This is a genomic window from Paenibacillus wuxiensis, assembly GCF_040195695.1.
Taxonomy (GTDB): Bacteria; Bacillota; Bacilli; order Paenibacillales; family Paenibacillaceae; genus Paenibacillus_B; species Paenibacillus_B suaedae.
The window spans coordinates 43,801-62,845 of record NZ_JBEFZI010000020.1; the positions used below are offsets into that span (position 1 = coordinate 43,801).

The 19,045-nt window shown below is 48.5% G+C and carries 17 protein-coding genes; all 17 read left to right on the forward strand.

Annotated features, from left to right (window positions below; all coding sequences use genetic code 11):
- Positions 1 to 221: 221 nt before the first annotated feature.
- Complete coding sequence (tilS, locus tag ABN764_RS28925; protein ID WP_268627249.1) at positions 222 to 1,814, forward strand: tRNA lysidine(34) synthetase TilS; 1,593 nt, start codon at positions 222 to 224, stop codon at positions 1,812 to 1,814.
- Positions 1,815 to 1,904: 90 nt separating this feature from the next.
- Positions 1,905 to 2,450 (forward strand): hypoxanthine phosphoribosyltransferase, encoded by a 546-nt coding sequence (gene hpt, locus ABN764_RS28930; RefSeq protein WP_021255195.1) that lies wholly within the window; start codon positions 1,905 to 1,907, stop codon positions 2,448 to 2,450.
- A 91-nt stretch (positions 2,451 to 2,541) separates the two neighbouring features.
- Complete coding sequence (gene ftsH / locus ABN764_RS28935) at positions 2,542 to 4,695, forward strand: ATP-dependent zinc metalloprotease FtsH (protein WP_072732114.1); 2,154 nt, start codon at positions 2,542 to 2,544, stop codon at positions 4,693 to 4,695.
- Positions 4,696 to 5,203: 508 nt separating this feature from the next.
- Positions 5,204 to 5,974, forward strand: a complete 771-nt coding sequence (locus tag ABN764_RS28940; RefSeq protein ID WP_021255197.1) for a type III pantothenate kinase — start codon at positions 5,204 to 5,206, stop codon at positions 5,972 to 5,974.
- A 64-nt stretch (positions 5,975 to 6,038) separates the two neighbouring features.
- Positions 6,039 to 6,971: an Hsp33 family molecular chaperone HslO gene (gene hslO, locus ABN764_RS28945; protein WP_072732113.1), complete on the forward strand. Its 933-nt coding sequence runs from the start codon at positions 6,039 to 6,041 to the stop codon at positions 6,969 to 6,971.
- 57 nt (positions 6,972 to 7,028) lie between these two features.
- On the forward strand, positions 7,029 to 7,970 hold the full coding sequence (locus ABN764_RS28950; RefSeq protein WP_174809802.1) for a SurA N-terminal domain-containing protein: 942 nt from the start codon (positions 7,029 to 7,031) through the stop codon (positions 7,968 to 7,970).
- 204 nt (positions 7,971 to 8,174) lie between these two features.
- Positions 8,175 to 9,113 (forward strand): cysteine synthase A, encoded by a 939-nt coding sequence (cysK, locus tag ABN764_RS28955; protein WP_021255200.1) that lies wholly within the window; start codon positions 8,175 to 8,177, stop codon positions 9,111 to 9,113.
- A gap of 231 nt (positions 9,114 to 9,344) precedes the next feature.
- On the forward strand, positions 9,345 to 10,988 hold the full coding sequence (locus tag ABN764_RS28960) for an anthranilate synthase component I family protein (protein ID WP_446673806.1): 1,644 nt from the start codon (positions 9,345 to 9,347) through the stop codon (positions 10,986 to 10,988).
- 49 nt (positions 10,989 to 11,037) lie between these two features.
- On the forward strand, positions 11,038 to 11,613 hold the full coding sequence (gene pabA, locus ABN764_RS28965) for an aminodeoxychorismate/anthranilate synthase component II (RefSeq protein ID WP_021260676.1): 576 nt from the start codon (positions 11,038 to 11,040) through the stop codon (positions 11,611 to 11,613).
- On the forward strand, positions 11,613 to 12,497 hold the full coding sequence (locus ABN764_RS28970; RefSeq protein WP_446673807.1) for an aminotransferase class IV: 885 nt from the start codon (positions 11,613 to 11,615) through the stop codon (positions 12,495 to 12,497). Before pabA ends, ABN764_RS28970 begins: the two co-directional genes overlap by 1 nt.
- A 124-nt stretch (positions 12,498 to 12,621) precedes the next feature.
- Complete coding sequence (folP, locus tag ABN764_RS28975) at positions 12,622 to 13,488, forward strand: dihydropteroate synthase (protein ID WP_446673808.1); 867 nt, start codon at positions 12,622 to 12,624, stop codon at positions 13,486 to 13,488.
- A 44-nt stretch (positions 13,489 to 13,532) separates the two neighbouring features.
- Positions 13,533 to 13,946 carry a dihydroneopterin aldolase gene (folB, locus tag ABN764_RS28980; RefSeq protein WP_446673809.1) on the forward strand — a complete coding sequence of 138 codons (414 nt, stop codon included), beginning with the start codon at positions 13,533 to 13,535 and terminating at the stop codon, positions 13,944 to 13,946.
- Positions 13,947 to 14,000: 54 nt separating this feature from the next.
- Positions 14,001 to 14,561, forward strand: coding sequence for a 2-amino-4-hydroxy-6-hydroxymethyldihydropteridine diphosphokinase (gene folK, locus ABN764_RS28985; protein WP_446673811.1), 561 nt, complete (start codon positions 14,001 to 14,003; stop codon positions 14,559 to 14,561).
- A complete protein-coding gene (locus tag ABN764_RS28990) occupies positions 14,504 to 14,719 on the forward strand; it encodes a helix-turn-helix domain-containing protein (protein WP_072732107.1) in 216 nt (71 codons plus the stop codon). Before folK ends, ABN764_RS28990 begins: the two co-directional genes overlap by 58 nt.
- A gap of 89 nt (positions 14,720 to 14,808) precedes the next feature.
- On the forward strand, positions 14,809 to 15,810 hold the full coding sequence (gene dusB / locus ABN764_RS28995) for a tRNA dihydrouridine synthase DusB (RefSeq protein ID WP_021255208.1): 1,002 nt from the start codon (positions 14,809 to 14,811) through the stop codon (positions 15,808 to 15,810).
- A 301-nt stretch (positions 15,811 to 16,111) separates the two neighbouring features.
- Positions 16,112 to 16,588, forward strand: coding sequence for a transcription elongation factor GreA (gene greA, locus ABN764_RS29000; RefSeq protein ID WP_021255209.1), 477 nt, complete (start codon positions 16,112 to 16,114; stop codon positions 16,586 to 16,588).
- A gap of 224 nt (positions 16,589 to 16,812) precedes the next feature.
- Entirely contained in the window at positions 16,813 to 18,318 is a 1,506-nt protein-coding gene (gene lysS / locus ABN764_RS29005) for a lysine--tRNA ligase (RefSeq protein WP_268627241.1), read from the forward strand.
- The last annotated feature ends 727 nt before the right edge of the window (positions 18,319 to 19,045 follow it).

The window sequence follows — 19,045 nt, forward strand, 5'->3', positions numbered from 1 at the left end:
AAGAAGATATTTCAGAATGGCAGCGGGTGAACTCAATCGACTTCCGATGGATGCAGTGCAGGCTTCACGGGCTCGATTGGTAGCACGCAGATTTTGAACGTGCTTCATCGATTTGGTATGCTTCATACATAGCAAGATGGGAAATGAACCTGCACGTGCGTGGAGCTTTATTGCGGAAGCATGCAGGTGCTTGAATGAATGCCGGGAATCGGGGATGAATAATGACAGCAGGACAATCAGCGGACGGTGAGCAATTCAATGCTTGGGACAAATGGATAGAGCGATTGGAAGCCGATTGGTGTAAGAGAGGTCTCTGGGGTGCAGGTGCTGTAATGGTAGTAGCTGTATCAGGCGGTCCGGATTCGATGCTGCTTCTACATGCATTGGCTGCATTGAACGAACGAAGTGACTGCAAGCCGGGCAGGCTCATTGTTGCCCATGTTCATCATGGATTTCGCGGGCAAGAATCAGATGAAGAGGCCAGATTCGTCGAGCAGGAAGCGGCAAGATTGGGGCTTCCATTTGAGATGATTCGGGTTGATGCTCCTGGTTTAGCGAAGCGGGAAGGACTTAATCCTCAGGCGGCAGCAAGGCTGCTTCGTTATGAGTTCCTCATCCGTACTGCCAGTCAATATGGAGCTACTCATGTTGCGCTTGCTCATCATGCGGATGACCAAGCCGAGACCGTACTTATGCGCTTAATAAGAGGATCAGGCAGCACAGGGCTAGCTGGAATGGCGTGGAGCCGCGAAGAAGAAGGGCTGCTCTTTGTTCGGCCATTGCTAATGCTGCGTAAGATGGAAGTGCTCCATTGGTGCTCAGTGCGGGACATTCCATATGTGAACGACAGCAGCAACACCAAGCGCAGTTATTTTCGCAATCGGATGCGACTGGATATTATCCCTCAGCTTGAGGAGGAGAATCCGAGACTTGTTGAAGCGCTCTGCAGGATGGCGGACTCACTGCGTGATGAAGATGATTATATGGAAGCGGAGACCCGCAGGTTGTTTCAACGTTACGTAAAGGCGGTAAACGATGGTAGGTCTGGTGACAGCAATGCCGCATTATTTATTCCGCATGTGCAGGCGGGATATATTCTTGATCGGAACACCTTTCTAGGATTACATGTTGCTTTACAACGCAGGTTGATTAAACTAATATTAAATTATCTTACACGAGGTTCGGATCAGATTGATTTTGAAGCCGTTGACTCAGCAAGAGTGAGGGCAGCAGGCGAGTGTTCGACTACGTGGAGGGTGGATGTTGCTCAAGACATTGTATTTGCGCGTGAATATGAGCGTTTGCTATGGCTTCGGATACACCATGATTCTACAGAAGGTGCAGACTGCAAGACTGGCTTTACGATACATAGAACCGATGCAATGGGGCAATTGTCATTACCGAATAACAACAGCACACTGCGGTGGACGACTACGGCAGAAGTGAAGGCTGGCAGCGATGCCGGAAGGAGCGAGGGCTTTTCAGCGGGTCAACATCATCACGGACAGGCTTGGGAAGCTTCATTCGATGCTGAAGAGCTGTGTTGGCCGCTTGTTGTTCGTACTCGGCAGCCAGGAGATCGGATGCGGGTGCAAGGACTAAATGGCAGCAAAAAAGTGCAAGATATGTTCGTTGACTTGAAAATCGCGCCGTCATTGCGTGACACGATTCCTCTTGTTGCGGACGCGAACGGACACATTGTGTGGATACCTGGAGTGCGGCGTTCTAATGCGGCATATGTGCAGCCTTCGACACAAGCAGTCGTTCATTTTGCACTGGAGGGCGGAGCCCATGAGCGATCTGTCCATCCATGAGGTAACGAACACATAGCCGGTCATTGGCTTGCCGCATGGAACGATTAACGTTCACATAAGATTGAGTATTCACAATAGGAGGGCCCATCATTGCATAACGACATTGAGAAAGTAGTATTTAGCGAGGAACAGCTTCAAGCAAAAGTACAGGAATTGGGTGAACAGATTAGCCGCGATTACGCTGGTAAATGTCCGCTCGTTATTTGCGTGCTCAAGGGCGCGTTCATTTTTATGGCCGATTTGGTCAAGAATGTTACAGTACCGTTGGAATTGGACTTCATGGCGGTATCCAGCTATGGCGCATCGACGAAGTCTTCGGGCGTTGTGCGCATTATGAAGGATTTGGATGTATCGGTTGAAGGACGCGACGTTCTCATTGTGGAGGACATTATTGATACAGGGCTGACCCTCAGTTACTTAATTGAGGTGCTTCAGGGCCGCAAGGCGAACTCGATCCGTGTAGTTACTCTGTTCGATAAGCCAGCGCGTCGCACCACTAATATGGAAGCAGACTACAAAGGCTTCGTTCTGCCGGATGAGTTCATCGTTGGGTACGGACTTGATTTTGCTGAGAAGTATCGCAACCTTCCATACATTGGCGTATTGAAGCGTGAGATTTATTCCGACGAGGTGTAGAATCATTCATTCTCATCGCTTAGATGGTCAAGTTGTGATGGCAATACGTGCTATGATACAATAATTTCGTGTCTTTGAGAGGAGGTTGGGGATGAATCGCTTTTTTAAGAACTCTGGTTTTTATCTGATTCTTTTTCTAGTCGTGGTCGGCATTGTCCAATTCATTGGCAACGGCGGAGAAGCCACGGAAACCCCGAGATATGACCAGTTTCGCAAAGAGTTAGCGGCCAACAATATAGACGAAATGACGATTCAATATGAAGGTCGGGCATATTTGGTCATCGGTAAATATAAGAAAATTCCAGATGGACAGAAATCTCAGCAGTTCGTAACGTATATTCCAGATAGCTCACCAGCTATTGAGGAGATTATGAAGGCCGATACGGCACAGCAATCCCTCAAGCTTACGTGGAAGAAGATGGAGGAGCAAAGCCTATGGCTGACGGTTCTGACTTCCTTCATTCCATTTGTGATCATGTTCATCCTGTTCTTCGTCTTCTTTAATCAAGCTCAGGGTGGCGGCGGCAAGGTCATGAATTTCGGCAAGAGCCGTGCTCGCTTGTATAATGAAGAGAAGAAGCGTGTTACCTTCGAGGATGTCGCAGGGGCGGATGAAGAGAAGCAGGAATTGGTCGAGGTCGTCGAATTCCTTAAGGATCCGCGCAAGTTCGCAGCACTCGGCGCACGCATACCGAAGGGCGTTCTTCTGAACGGTCCTCCAGGTACAGGTAAGACATTGCTTGCACGTGCTGTTGCAGGCGAAGCAGGAGTTCCTTTCTTCAGCATTTCTGGTTCTGACTTCGTTGAAATGTTCGTCGGTGTCGGTGCATCCCGTGTGCGTGACCTGTTCGAAAATGCGAAGAAAAATGCTCCTTGTATTATCTTTATTGATGAAATCGATGCTGTTGGTCGTCAGCGCGGCGCCGGTCTTGGCGGCGGTCATGACGAGCGGGAGCAGACGCTTAACCAATTGCTCGTCGAGATGGACGGTTTCGGCGCCAATGAAGGAATCATCATTGTCGCAGCAACGAACCGACCGGATATTCTCGATCCAGCATTGCTCCGTCCAGGTCGTTTCGACCGTCAAATCACAGTGGATCGCCCTGACTTGAAGGGCCGGGAAGCTGTATTGAAGGTTCACGCGCGCAACAAGCCGCTGAACAAGGACGTGAAGCTGAATACAATTGCCAAGCGTACAACTGGATTTACTGGTGCCGACTTGGAGAACTTGCTGAACGAAGCAGCATTGCTTGCAGCGCGCAAAAACCATAAAGACATTACGATGACAGATGTGGACGAAGCAATCGACCGCGTTATCGTAGGTACAGAGAAGCGCAGCCGCATGATCAGCGATCGAGAAAAACGTATTGTCGCGTTCCATGAAGCCGGTCATACCATTATCGGATACTTCTTGGAACATGCAGATATGGTGCACAAGGTTACGATTATTCCTCGCGGACGTGCTGGCGGATACGTCATCATGCTGCCGAAGGAAGATCGTATGCTTACAACAAAGCAAGAGCTTCTGGACAGAGTTACAGGTTTGCTTGGTGGTCGGGTTGCTGAGGAATTGTTCATCGGCGAAATCGGCACAGGCGCTTATAGTGACTTCCAGCAAGCAACACGAATTGTGCGCAGCATGATTATGGAGTACGGCATGAGCGAGAAGCTCGGCCCAATGCAGTTCGGCAACCGTCAAGGAGAAGTATTCCTCGGTCGTGACCTTGGTCATGAACAAAACTACTCTGATGCGATTGCTTACGAAATCGATCAGGAGATGCAGCGTATCATGAACGAGTGCTACGAGCGTGCGAAGACATTGCTGACGAAGCATACTCGCGAAATGAACCTCATCGCCAATACATTGCTTGAGTTGGAGACACTCGAACTTGATCAAATCAAGCAATTGATCGAGAATGGCCACATCTCCGATAAGAAGTCGGATGGAGATGAGTCTGCCGGTACACCGGTGACAGGCGGCACATCCTCCAGTACGCCAATTATTGAGACTACTGGCGATGTGAAGGTGAACCTTGTTGGCAAGCCAGAGAAGCTTGGCCCTACGCAGTGGGATTCCCCAGCTGATGCTAAGCCGGAAGGCGACATTCCGAACGGAACCTCACCAGAGGACTTCCGCAGCAATGAGCCACAGGCAGTTGAACGTCCGGATGCTCCTTCCGAGCAGTCCGAGACGAATACAGAAGCCACAGGCAATCCGGATGACAACAAGAACAAGAACCAATAGAATAGCCCTCATTCGCCGATTTGGCGATTGTAAAGAGTGCACCATAGCGTGCACTCTTTTTTTATGGCTATTGAAATATTGGCGCAGTCTCGATTGTGAATTGACACAGCCATAGGCGTTGTGTAAATTAAGTGTTAATGACTACAACAAGCGGGAGACCATACGTGCAGATCATTATCACGGTTTTCGTGCCGTACTGCATGATAGATTTTTCACTTGGGTGTGGGAGCTCGTGCCTGATGGAATGATGGAATTTCTGTTGGTACGAGCGATACTATAACCTGTCATCGTACAACGTTGCCACCGTTGATGATGCGTCATGCAGGTGTTCTTCTGACCTGCTAGGAGCGTAAAGAATACATCAAGATTGAAGCAACGGGCGAGTTCACGCTCTACCGTTCGCGGCGAAGCGTTGATCGGTGTCGATGTCAATTCCGTATAAGCGTTTCCATGGTTATAACGGTCGACATCAATCTTGACTTGAATGCGAAGAAAGAGGGATAGAACTGTGATTCTCGTTATCGATGTAGGAAATACAAATATTGTTCTAGGTGTATATCAACAGGAGACGCTGCAGCATTTTTGGAGGCTGTCCACGAATCGTCAAGCGACAGCGGATGAATATGGTGTCATGATCCACAACTTATTCTCACTGGCAGGGCTTTCGGTTAAGGATATCGATGGAGTTATTATCTCATCTGTCGTTCCACCGATTATGTCTACGATGGAACTCTTGTGTGAGACATACTTGTACAAGACGCCGCTTATCGTAGGGCCAGGCGTGAAGACAGGGTTGAATATCCGATATGAAAACCCGCGTGAGGTTGGTGCAGACCGCATCGTGAACGCAGTTGCTGCCATCGACCAATACGGTGGTGAGATGCCGCTTGTAGTTGTCGATTTCGGTACAGCGACAACTTTTGATGTGATTGATGTGCAAGGCAATTACTTGGGCGGGGCAATCGTTCCGGGGATTGGCATCTCTACTGAGGCGCTCTATCAGCGTGCAGCGAAGCTCCCTCGTATTGAACTGACGAAGCCGAAGTCCGTTATTGGCCGCAATACGGTTCATTCCATGCAGGCAGGCATCATATTCGGATACGCTGGACAAGTTGATGGGATCGTGGATCGCATAAGCCAAGAACTAGGCGCACAACCTAAGGTCGTTGCAACCGGTGGCTTGGCGGAGCTCATTGCAAGCGAATCGCGTACAATTGATACGACGAATCCACTGCTGACCCTTGAGGGGCTGCGTCTCATTTACAATCGTAACCAATAATATAGAGAAAATCGTTGTAAACTGTCATTCGTTTTTAAAATATGTAAGGCAACAGGAGGCACTCATGGAAGAGAGCAAGCAACAACAGAACATCACTCAAGATACCGTGCAGGATATGCTTATCCGTGGGACTGGATTAGGTGGAAAGGTACGGATTTTTGCTGCGCGCACGACTAACTTGGTTAATGAGCTGCAACGTCGCCACGGTACATACCCAACAGCAACAGCTGCATTAGGGCGTACAGTAACGGCTGCTGCAATGATGGGTGCGATGCTGAAGGGCGAAGAGAAGCTTACGGTACAAGTGAAGGGTGATGGCCCTATTGGTCAGGTCGTTGCGGATGCCAACGCGCGTGGAGAGATTCGCGGCTATGTGACACATCCCCAAGTTCATTTGGCGAGCAACGCCGAGGGCAAGCTGGATGTTGCGGGAGCAGTAGGCCGCAGCGGCTTCATTCACATTACGAAGGATCTAGGCTTAAAGGAACCTTACCGCGGAAGCTCTCCGATTATTTCGGGAGAACTGGGTGAGGACTTTACGTATTACTTTGCAACGTCGGAGCAGACGCCATCCGCAGTTGGGCTTGGCGTACTCGTAGACACTGACAATTCTGTACTACATGCAGGTGGATTTATTATTCAATTGCTGCCAGGCTTGTCTGATGAGGAAATAACGGAGATTGAGCAATCGTTAAGCACATTGCCTCCGGTAACAGCCTTGCTTGATCAGGGCATGGAGCTTGATGAGCTGGTAACATGGATCGTGAAGGATGTCCATATCATGGATCGGATGTCGCTTGTGTTCCAATGCCAATGCTCAAGAGAACGCGTGGAAAGCACGCTTATTAGCTTGGGACAGGAAGAGCTGCGAGCGATTATAAATGAGGATCATAAAGCTGAAGTTGTATGCCATTTCTGCAACGAGGCGTATGCCTTCAACCGTGATGATCTTGAGAAGCTGGCTGCTGCGGCAGTGACGAAGAAGACGCAATCGTAAAGTAAGTGTAAGCACAGGCGTGCTACAAGGAAATATGAGGTAAGGGAAGCAAGCGATATGACGAGAGAAGTCAAGAGCTTATGGGGCTGTATTATTGTATTGTTTGCCTGTGTGATCGTGCTTGCAGGCATACTTATTTCACGGCTCGATGTTCCGGTCGGGCCCCCCGAGCCTGCTTCATCCGATTCCTCATCAGTCGTTGCGTCAGTTGGGTCGCATAAGATTACGCGTGCAGAGTGGAACAGAGAATTGGAGCAGCAGTACGGTGGGTTAGTACTGGAGCAGATGCTGACGAACCGAGCGGCTGAGCAGGAAGCGAAGTCGCTCGGGGTTGAGGTGACTTCTGAAGAAGTCACCCGAGAGATTAAGCGTCAGATGAAGGGTTATGAAAGTGAAGAGGCTTATTACCAAGCGATGAAAGAACAACTAGGAATGAGTCCGGAACAATTAAGCCAAGACATGCGCAATCAACTCCTATTGGAAAAAATCGCAACGTACGGCATTGATATCGGTGATGCTGATATTGACGAGTACATGCGTGAACATAAGGGTGAATACGAGCCAATCAACTCCTATCAAATAGCACATATCACAGTATCGAACGTCGCTGACGCGGAAGCAATTATTGGCCGCATTAAGCAAGGAGAATCTTTCGGTTTCCTTGCAGGTGAGTTCTCTCTTGACTCCTTCTCTTCACAGCAGGGTGGGAGAATAGGGTGGATTGATGAGGATGATCCATTCATCGATCACGCGGAACTGAACCAGGTGTCCTTGATGGAAGTAGGCGATACTTCGAAGCCGGTTAAGATTAAGGATGGATATGCGATTATCCAGCTTACTGGCAAGAAGGAAGTAAGGCCTGAACAACATGATGAGATGCGTGAGCGTATTCGCAAAGAAATCGCGCTGGAGAAATCTCCTCCATTAGTACAATGGAGAAAAGCGCTCCGAGAGAAATACGGCGCGTCAATTGCAGATGCAGCCTTTTCATCACAGTAAGTGGTGACATGAATAGCAGTCCGTCCGAATAAGATGATTTATTCGGGTGGGCTTTTTGTTATTTTTCAGACAGAGAACGAGAAAACTTGGAATATTTTTGAGTAGGTCTATTGACATTCGACTATCGGCTTGCTAATATAAGTTAAAACCTAGTGAATTAGTCGGAAATATTTCAATTCCTATTAACCTGTGGGAGGGCTCTCTATGCCAAGAATCGTCAATAGCGTGACCGAACTAATCGGGGATACTCCACTTGTACGCCTGAATCGAATTGTACCGGAAGATAGCGCCGAAATTTATGTGAAGCTGGAATATCAGAATCCGGGCTCCAGTGTCAAAGACCGGATCGCAATAAGTATGATCGAGGTAGCCGAACAGGAAGGCATATTGAAGCCGGGAGATACCATTGTGGAGCCGACGAGCGGCAATACGGGCATTGGACTTGCAATGGTAGCTGCTGCGAAGGGATATAAGGCAATATTGGTTATGCCTGAGACGATGAGCATTGAGCGCCGCAATCTCCTGCGCGCATATGGAGCTGAGCTTGTGCTTACTCCAGGGGCAGAAGGAATGAATGGTGCGGTTCGCAAGGCTGAAGAGCTGGCACAAGAGAACCCTACTTATTTCATTCCGCAACAATTCAAGAACCAAGCGAACGTCAAGATTCATCGGGAGACGACAGGTCCAGAAATTGTCGAAGCAATTCAATCGCTCGATGGCAAGCTAGATGCGTTTATTGCTGGCATTGGCACAGGGGGAACAATCTCTGGCGCTGGTGAAGTGCTGAAGGAGAACTTCCCCGGCATTCAAATTGCAGCAGTAGAGCCAGCCTCATCTCCATTATTGTCTGGAGGCAAGCCGGGCCCGCACAAAATCCAAGGGATCGGGGCAAACTTCGTACCTGATATATTGAACCGTGAGATTTATGATCGAATCATTACGGTTGAGAATGAAGACGCATTTGAGATAGCGCGTCGTGTTGCGAAGGAAGAAGGCATCTTAGTCGGCATCTCCTCGGGGGCAGCGATCTATGCTGCATTGCAGCTTGCGAAGGAATTGGGAGCCGGCAAGCGTATTGTTGCAGTCGTACCAAGCAATGGCGAACGTTATTTAAGCACACCGTTATTTAATTTTGAAGATTAAGGATTGAATACATCCCCTCATCCAACTGTGTACTTGGAAGCATAATGCTTCTGTACGATAGCTGAGATGAGGGGATTTTTATATGAAGGAAAATGCAGAAAATGTAAGTGGTTCATCTTTTCATCCGTAGTCTCATTGTTTATACTAATCAGTAATCCGATAATGATTATCATCCAAGGAAAATTGGGATCGGTAAGTAGGAATGATGGACTAGGGTGAAGAGGTGGTCATATGGTTCAATCAACAGTACTAAGTGGACAGGCGCTTATCGTACAAGAGCAATGGCGCTGCTATATCGATAATCAATACACGATCCTTCCGTACGTGGTTAAGTATGAGTTGAGAGAAGAAAGTACGCACATTCCTTCTTGGGAATCGGCATGGGCAGATGCAGGGCAGAGCACATTCGTAATGGAGAGCGGGAAGGGTGGACGCTATACGATTGTGGGGTTAGACCCCGTATCGATGATTAGAGGGAAGGGGTATTCTGCACACATCGTCCTGTCAGACGGAAATGAACAGGTACGCAAGGGAGCTCCGTTAGATATGGTGAAGGAATGGATGTCACCTTACCGTGGGCCGCGCATAGAGGGGCTTCCGAAGTTCACTGGGGGATGTGTCGGCTATATAAGCTATGACATTGCTAGATCCATTGAGCGGCTCCCCGAATTGGCGGCGGATGATTTGGATCTTCCCGATTATGTGTTTATGCAAATGAATGAGCTATGGATTGTCGATCATGAGGAACAAGCGCTATACTGTACGGTCATGACGGAGGTTGATCCATGCGCATCACCGGCGTACAAGCGCCAAATGAAGGAGGATGAGTCCTCCAGTCAGACCGCTGAATCCATATATGAGGGATGGGTATCTAACCACTATGAGCTTGCTCACCAGCGTGCAGATAAGTTGAAGAAGCGCTGGGATGTCTGGTGGGAATCTTGCCGTACAGATGAGGCGAAGCAGGCCGCTGAGCTTCGTCGCCGCTGTCTGGAGGAAGGCAATCTTCTCGATGTGGATGTGCTGGAAGGTGTACAGACGGCATTTCCGAAGGAGGATTTTGAGGAGGCTGTACGGCAGATTCAGCAATATATTGGTCAAGGTGATGTCTTTCAAGTAAACCTGTCCATGAGACAGATGCGTGCGCTGCGTGAAACTCCGGAACGGCTCTATGAATGGTTGAGGGTGCTTAACCCATCTCCATACATGGGACTGCTTCGTTTCCCTGACTTCCAGCTTGTTTCTTGTTCCCCCGAGCTTCTGGTTGGCCTGAAGGATGGGGTAGTGAGCACTCGTCCGATTGCAGGCACGAGACGGAGAGGGCATACCCCGGAAGAGGATGCCCGCATGGCAGAAGAGCTGCGTACGAATGAGAAGGAGCGGGCCGAGCATATTATGCTCGTTGATCTAGAGCGCAATGATGTTGGACGCATATCGGAATACGGCTCCGTGCGGGTGGATGAGTTAATGACAATTGAATATTACTCGCATGTTATGCATTTGGTTTCTGAGGTGAAAGGGAAGCTGGCGGCCGGCAAAGACGCCTTCGACGTGCTGCGAGCGACATTCCCTGGAGGGACGATTACAGGAGCTCCGAAAGTGAGAACGATGGAAATCATCGAAGAATTGGAGCCAGTACGAAGAGGGCCGTATACGGGATCATTCGGCTGGATTGACTATAATGGCGACATGGAATTTAATATAATTATCCGCACCATGACCGTGAAGGATGGTGTGGGTCATATTCAGGCGGGAGCGGGCATTGTTATTGATTCTGATCCAGCGCGTGAATATAAGGAGAGCTGGAACAAGGCGAAGGCTTTGTGGAAGGCAGTACAGTTGAGCGACCGCGACATGATGGAGCGGGGAGACTAGATTAGGTAAGGCATGCCGCCAGGCATAGCCGAGAGAGGATGAGCTTAGCATGATACTTGTTATCGACAATTATGATTCTTTTACGTATAACTTGGTTCAATATTTAGGGGAGCTTGGGGAGCAGGTGGAAGTATACCGCAATGACGAAATCGACATTGAAGGTATTGAGAAGCTGCAACCGGATCATCTGCTGCTGTCGCCTGGACCGTGCACCCCGAACGAAGCAGGAATAACACTTGATGTCATTGCACATTTCAAGGGCAAGATCCCTATCTTCGGTGTATGCTTAGGTCATCAGGCAATTGGACAGGCATTCGGCGGGAAGGTTGTCCGTGCACAGCGATTGATGCACGGGAAGACATCCCCAATCTATCATGAGGGACAGTCGGTGTTTGAAGAGCTGCCAAGCCCGTTTACAGCAACTCGCTATCATTCCTTATTGGTGGAGCGGGAGTCGCTGCCAGAATGTCTCGAGATTACGGCTTCTACGGAAGAAGGCGAAATTATGGGGCTTCGGCATAGAGAATATCCGATTGAAGGTGTCCAATTCCACCCGGAGTCGATCATTACGGATCACGGGCATCAGATGCTGCGCAACTTTTTAAAGTCGAAGGCGAGCGTATAATGGATGTTATCGGTTGGAATGGGAAGGTAGTACCTGTTGATCAAGCCGCGGTTTCTGTCATGGACCACGGCTTTTTATACGGCATGACCTTGTTTGAAACGATGCGCACCTACGGAGGGAAGCCCTTCTTGTTAGAGCGGCATATGGAGCGGTTGACATCGGCTTGCAGAGTGCTTGGTATCGACTATGTAGTGGATATGGGGCAGGTTGAACGTCATATTCGAGAAGTAATGGATGCGAACGGCCTGATGGAGGCGTATATTCGTTACACCGTAAGTGCGGGCGAGAATGGATTCGGCCTGCCACAGGAAGCGTATACACATCCGAATGTGCTAGTGCTTGTGAAGTCGCTGCCTACATTGCAGGAAGAGCTGTATGAATGCGGCAAGCCATTGCAGCTGCTTCGTACACGGCGGAGTGGGCCCGAGGCAGACGTGCGCTTTAAGTCGGGACAATACATGAATAATATCGTCGCTAAGCGGGAGTTATCACAAATGGATTCATCCGCATTAGGAGCTGAGGGGCTCATGTTGGATTGCAATGGACATTTATCCGAAGGCATCGTGAGCAATTTGTTTTTTGTTCAGGATGGTTGTCTGTACACACCAGATGTATCGACCGGCATTCTGCTTGGTATTACAAGGCAGTGGGTCATGGAGCTGGCCGACCAGGCAGGTATGCATGTGGAGGAAGGTAAGTATGGTTGGGGACAGCTATGGAAGGCAGATGAAGTATTCCTGACAACCTCCATTCAGGAACTTGTACCGGTGACGACTCTTGTCGATGCAGAAGGTGAGAAGAGACAGGTGGGCGACGGACGGATAGGTGCTTGTACGCGCGAGCTGCTGAATCTGTATCGCACCTCTACAGTTCACAGGATGTAGGTTAACGAGATTGATTTAGAGAGTGCATGAAACTTGCGAATAGTAAGTTCCGTTATGCCAGGTAATGACGGTATAAGAAATTTTAAGTTGGATCGGCTACGATGGCAGGGAGGGGGATGCGTATATGTTGCAGCCAACATTTTGGAAGCACACGTATAAATGGAATCAAGCAGAATTAATACTAGGCAACCGTACCTTGGTGCAAGGGATATTGAATGTTACGCCGGACTCCTTCTCCGACGGTGGATGTTATGATCGGATTGATCGTGCAATCGAGCATGCCAAGGAAATGGTCGCGCAAGGAGTAGACATTATCGATATAGGCGGAGAGTCAACGCGCCCTGGTCATGAACCGGTCGGAGAAGCAGAGGAACTGCGCCGCGTTATTCCCGTTATAGAGGCGCTTCATGAGGCAATGCCTCATATCCCATTGTCCATCGATACGTACAAGGCGGAAGTCGGTAGACAAGCGTTAGAAGCGGGAGCTCATATTTTGAATGATATTTGGGGCTGCAAGCGGGATCCGGAGATGGCACGTGTCGCAGCTTCCTATGACTGTCCCATCATTTTAATGCATAACCGTCCTGAACCGATTTATGAGCAGTATGTGGATGATGTGAAGCGGGATTTGCTGGAGAGTGTGGCGATTGCCAAGGCATCAGGTGTCGAAGAACGAAATATTTGGCTGGATCCGGGGATTGGTTTTGCCAAGGACTACGAGGATAACTTGGAACTCATGCATCATTTGGATGAGCTTGTTGAGCTTGGGTACCCGGTATTGCTGGGAACTTCACGCAAGCGGTTCATCCGTGAGACACTGCAGCTTCCAGTAGATGCTCTTATTCAAGGGACGGCCGCTACGGTTGTGTTGGGAGTAGCCCAAGGCTGCCAAATTGTGCGGGTACACGATGTATCGGAAATCGTTCAGACCGTTCGGATGTGTGATGCTATGCTATATCCAAGAGAACGAAATGGAGCCGCAGAGAAGTAATGGTGTGACATTACCCTATTTTGGAATAGAAGGGGAGTATATTCATGGTGAATACGAAAGTATCGAAACCTGACCGTATGCAGTTGCATCGGATTGAATTGTTCGGGCGGCATGGTGTATTCGAAGAGGAACGGAGATTGGGTCAGCGCTGGATTGTCGATCTTGACTTGCAAATAGATCTGCGCACGGCTGGCGAATCTGATCAGCTTGAGCATTCGATCAATTATGCCGAAATCTATAATACAGTGAAGCAGATTGTTGAAGAAGAGTCCTATCAGCTTGTCGAAGCATTGACAGAACGTATTGCAGCCGTCCTATTGGAGCAATATGCATTGATTGCAGAAGCAACAGTACGCGTAACGAAGCCGAACCCGCCGTTCGATATACATTTCCAAGGCGTAACGATTGAGATGACGAGAGTACGGGCGGAATCGAGTTCAAGCGGGAGCGGGGCATAGCAGATGGATGGAATGAAGACGGATTTCTCCGGTAGCGAGCTTGAGAAAGCAGGAATGGATTACAATCCAGTGACACATACTGGAGAGCAGACTGCTTATATTGCACTAGGTGCAAATATTGGTGAGCGGGAGCGGGCCTTGTATGATGCGTTGACATATCTTCAAGCTCAGGAGAAGATTCAAGTTGTGCGATGTTCTGCGATTTACGAGACAGATCCGGTTGGATATGAGGATCAGCCTGCCTTTCTAAACATGACAGCTTGTGTTCGGACAACGTTGCAGCCTGATGAACTGCTGATGGCGATGCTTGCGATTGAGAAGCAAATGGGGCGAGTGCGGGATATCCGCTGGGGCCCGCGCGTCATTGATTTGGATTTACTATGGATGGGCGATACTTCATGGAATACAGACCTGCTTACATTGCCGCATCCTCGTATGGGAGAGCGGCTGTTCGTACTCGTGCCGCTTGCTGATATTGTTCCGGAGTCGGCTGTCGAATTGCACGCATTCGTTCATCATGCCTTGGGAACACTGGATGGGAAGGAAGGTATTCGGAAGTGGAGTCCTTGCAAGTGGCCAAGCGAATCCGGGCTTTCCGCAAGCTTCGAGGATTGACGCAGCAGCAGCTGTCTGAACGCGTGCGCATCTCAGTATCCGTGCTTGGTGAAATCGAGCGGGGAAATCGGCAGATTGATGATCAGATAATGAAAGAAATATGCAAGCAATTAAATATTTCACATGATGAACTGGCATCACCGGGTTCCTTTCGGTAAAATGGAACATTGGTAATCCTGTTTTGTATAGATAACCGTGTGGCATATCAGCCATATGGATAGGGATAGAGTTGAAAGGAGTGCGAGCAATGCTGAAAATTGCAAATATAGAAATGAAAAACCAAGTCGTGCTTGCGCCCATGGCTGGGGTGTGCAACCCTGCCTTCCGCCTCATTGCGAAGGAATTCGGTTGCGGACTCGTATGCGCAGAAATGGTTAGTGACAAGGCGCTTGTTCACGGCAATGAGCGTACTCGTGAGATGCTGTATGTAGACGATCGGGAGAAGCCGCTTAGTCTGCAGATTTTTGGCGGGGATCGCAAATCCCTCGTTGAAGCTGCCAAAATTGTCGATAAAGATTCAAATGCCGATATTATTGATATCAATATGGGTTGCCCTGTACCGAAGGTAACAAAATGCGATGCAGGCGCTCGCTGGCTCCTTAACCCGGAGAAGATCTATGAGATGGTGTCGGCCGTTGTTGATGCTGTAGATAAACCGGTTACGGTGAAGATGCGAATCGGCTGGGATCACGATCACATTTATGTAGTGGAGAATGCCAAAGCTGTTGAGCGTGCTGGTGGTCAAGCGGTCAGTGTACATGGGCGCACACGCGAGCAGCTGTATACGGGTCAAGCGGACTGGAGCTATATTCGCCAAGTTAAGGAAAATGTCTCTATTCCGGTTATCGGCAATGGGGATGTATTCACTCCGGAAGACGCGAAGCGTATGCTGGAAGAGACGGGATGCGATGGCGTCATGATTGGACGCGGTGCACTCGGCAATCCGTGGATGCTGTATCGCACGATTGAATATTTGACGACAGGAGAGCTGCTCCCAGATCCGTCGGCAGAAGAGAAAGTTCGTATTGCGCTTGTTCATATGGATCGCCTCATTGCACTTAAGGGGGAGCAGGTTGCGGTGAAGGAGATGCGTAAGCATCTGGCATGGTACTTGAAGGGATTGCCTTCTGCCGCGCGTGTGAAGGATGCCATCATGGAAGAGACACGCCGTGATGAGGTTGCCCGCATGCTGGAGGAGTATGTACGTCAAGTGAATGAGAAGCAAGAGGCTGAATCAACGGTTCAGTAATTGCTGCAATAGAAGCTGTTACGGGCACATGTTCAGGGGATCGAAGCGTTTTCAAGGGCATGTGCGGTCTCATTGACTTTTGCAAATCCATCCCATATAATTCAACAATAGAAAATTGGCCTCGGGCTTGGTGTATATTACACGACTATGTATGACAAAGAACGACCAAGTTGTGGAGTCATGATGTGGCAATCAAGCCATATGATGAACTATAGCATTCGCATCGGCTGCATTCGCATCGATCGTTGTTAGCAGCCCTGAGGCTGGATGCGAAATATATCATGACAGGAGAATCGGTAAGATGAGCGATAAAGAAGTCATTCTGACCCAGGACGGTCTGAAGAAGCTGGAGGATGAGCTTGAAAACCTCAAATCCGTTAAACGTCGTGAAGTGGCAGAGCGGATTAAAGTAGCGATCGGCTACGGCGACATCAGCGAGAACTCCGAATATGAAGATGCGAAGAATGAACAAGCATTCATTGAAGGTCGTATCATTACATTGGAAAAAATGCTTCGCAACGCACGGATCATTAACAACGATGACATTGACACAGATCTTGTAAGCATTGGTTCGACGGTAATCGTTGAGGATTTGGAATTCGGCGACAAGATGGAATATACAATTGTCGGTACTGCTGAATCCGATCCATTGAAGAACCGGATTTCGAATGAAAGCCCGGTAGGCAAGGCAATTTTGGGCAAGCAAAAGGGCACAACTGTGGACGTGAATGTTCCTGCAGGCGTGATTCAATACAAAATTCTCGAGATTAAGCGCTAATCGGCTGCGGCTAAGCAGCTTGTGGCGTCAAGCATGAGAAGTTGGGATGAAAGCTTCCATACATGGAAGCTTTTTTCACCAATCGGCGGTGTGAGGAAGTGAGGACATTGTCCCCTTTTTTTCATGAAAAGAAATGAAAGAACGTGAAAGCATAAGTGCCGTTCCCAAGCATTTATCATACATCATGGAATATTGCGATTTAATTATACAAGGAGTGGAGTGTAATGACGGACGTCGTCAATCAAGAAACGGAATTAAGTGAATTGTTGCAAATTCGCCGCAACAAATTGGACGAGCTTCGCAAGCTGGGCGTAGATCCGTTCGGAACAAAATATGAGCGTACAGCAACTGCCAAAGAAGTGCTCGATAAGTATGACGGGATGGAGAAGGATGAGCTCCAAGAAGCAGGTATAGAGGTTAGCCTTGCAGGACGTATCATGGCTAAACGCGGCATGGGTAAAGCTAGCTTCGCGCACATCCAGGACTTGTCCGGCCGTATTCAAATTTATGTTCGTCAAGATACAATCGATGAGAAAAAATTTGAAGCTTACAGCCTGCTTGACCTAGGTGACATCATTGGTGTTCGTGGTACGGTATTCAAGACGAAGACAGGTGAATTGTCCATTAAAGTGCTGGAGCTTGAGGTTTTGTCGAAGTCGCTCTTGCCGCTTCCAGAGAAATACCATGGCCTGAAGGACGTAGAAATGCGTTACCGTCAGCGCTATGTTGACTTGATTATGAACCCGGACGTTCAGCAGACGTTCGTCACTCGCTCGCGTATTATTCAATCGATGCGTCGCTATTTGGATTCCCATGGATACTTGGAAGTGGAGACACCAACACTCCATGCAATCGCTGGTGGTGCGGCAGCACGTCCGTTCATCACGCATCATAATGCACTCGACATGACACTCTACATGCGTATTGCAATTGAGCTCCACTTGAAGCGCTTGATCGTGGGCGGATTGGAGAAAGTGTATGAAATCGGCCGTGTATATCGGAACGAAGGGATTTCAACACGTCACAACCCGGAATTCACAATGATCGAATTATATGAGGCATATGCAGATTTCAACGACATCATGAACCTGACGGAAAATCTGGTTGCGCATATCGCGCAAGAAGTGTTGGGGACAACGAAGATCCAGTATCAGAACCACGAAGTTGATCTGACGCCGCAATGGCGCCGTGTATCGATGGTGGATGCAGTTAAAGAAGTAAAAGGCGTTGATTTCTCTGCACAGATGACAGATGAAGAAGCGCATCGCATTGCGAAGGAACATAATGTGAAGGTTGAGCCGCACTACACATTCGGTCATATTCTGAATGCGTTCTTCGAAGAATTCGTAGAAGAAACATTGATTCAGCCAACATTCGTTACGGGGCATCCGGTTGAAATATCTCCGCTTGCGAAGAAGAACGACAAGGATCCGCGCTTCACAGATCGCTTCGAGTTGTTCATCGTTGCTCGCGAACATGCGAATGCATTCTCAGAGCTTAATGATCCAATCGATCAGCGTCAACGCTTTGAGGCGCAATTGGAAGAGCGTGAGCATGGTAACGATGAAGCACATGAAATGGACGATGACTTCATTCGTGCATTGGAATACGGCATGCCGCCAACAGGTGGACTTGGTATTGGTGTAGATCGCCTCGTTATGCTGCTTACGAATGCGCCGTCTATTCGTGACGTACTGTTGTTCCCTCACATGCGTGAGCGCAGTAACTAAAGATAAATGTACAATAGTAAGGATCGCTCCTAGGTTTAGGCCTAGGTTCGATCCTTTTTTAATTCGTTCGGGGTCACTGCTATCTCCATTAGAAAGAAAGTAAATAGGTTATGGATCATTGGCTTCATTTCTATTACGGGGACTCATATGAGGATGAATCGTCATCAGGTGTAGTGATGATATGTGTAGAAATGTCAGGGGATACTGCTAAGGAATTCGGGTGCCTGCCTGAATGTGGAAAATGAAAAAAACATGTATGCTCGAATAAATGAAGATGATAAGATGGATATTGCTTGTGGTTTAGTGGGGCATGCAGATAGCTGCTGCTATTATTGTGTACAATCATGAATATAGCCTTTAGCTGTGGGCGAATGGGGTAGTTATAAGTAAGGCCAATCGATATATGAATTACGACAAAGCCTTTTGTAGAGCGGTTTTATGCTTATTTCAAAGGGAAAGATAGTATAAAATCAAAATAGTAATTTTTTACCTGTTGCGTACTGTTGGCGGGCGTGATATATTATATGAGTCGCCGCTGAGAGACGCGGTGAACGAAAGCGAAAGAGGCAATAAGCCGAAGCGCTGGATTGAAGATTGTTCTTTGAAAACTGAACAACGAGCAACGTTTGTGAATGAGGTAGCAATACCTCGTCAAAAGATATGAGCAGTTCAAACTTAACTTTAACGGAGAGTTTGATCCTGGCTCAGGACGAACGCTGGCGGCGTG

Bases quoted from the DNA above. Each gene is read 5' to 3' on its own strand.
- tilS (WP_268627249.1), top strand. From the start codon at position 222: ATGACAGCAGGACAATCAGCGGACGGTGAGCAATTCAATGCTTGGGAC.
- ftsH (WP_072732114.1), top strand. From the start codon at position 2,542: ATGAATCGCTTTTTTAAGAACTCTGGTTTTTATCTGATTCTTTTTCTA.
- hslO (WP_072732113.1), top strand. From the start codon at position 6,039: ATGGAAGAGAGCAAGCAACAACAGAACATCACTCAAGATACCGTGCAG.
- ABN764_RS28950 (WP_174809802.1), top strand. From the start codon at position 7,029: ATGACGAGAGAAGTCAAGAGCTTATGGGGCTGTATTATTGTATTGTTT.
- cysK (WP_021255200.1), top strand. From the start codon at position 8,175: ATGCCAAGAATCGTCAATAGCGTGACCGAACTAATCGGGGATACTCCA.
- ABN764_RS28960 (WP_446673806.1), top strand. From the start codon at position 9,345: ATGGTTCAATCAACAGTACTAAGTGGACAGGCGCTTATCGTACAAGAG.
- pabA (WP_021260676.1), top strand. From the start codon at position 11,038: ATGATACTTGTTATCGACAATTATGATTCTTTTACGTATAACTTGGTT.
- ABN764_RS28970 (WP_446673807.1), top strand. From the start codon at position 11,613: ATGGATGTTATCGGTTGGAATGGGAAGGTAGTACCTGTTGATCAAGCC.
- folP (WP_446673808.1), top strand. From the start codon at position 12,622: ATGTTGCAGCCAACATTTTGGAAGCACACGTATAAATGGAATCAAGCA.
- folB (WP_446673809.1), top strand. From the start codon at position 13,533: ATGGTGAATACGAAAGTATCGAAACCTGACCGTATGCAGTTGCATCGG.
- folK (WP_446673811.1), top strand. From the start codon at position 14,001: ATGGATTACAATCCAGTGACACATACTGGAGAGCAGACTGCTTATATT.
- dusB (WP_021255208.1), top strand. From the start codon at position 14,809: ATGCTGAAAATTGCAAATATAGAAATGAAAAACCAAGTCGTGCTTGCG.
- greA (WP_021255209.1), top strand. From the start codon at position 16,112: ATGAGCGATAAAGAAGTCATTCTGACCCAGGACGGTCTGAAGAAGCTG.
- lysS (WP_268627241.1), top strand. From the start codon at position 16,813: ATGACGGACGTCGTCAATCAAGAAACGGAATTAAGTGAATTGTTGCAA.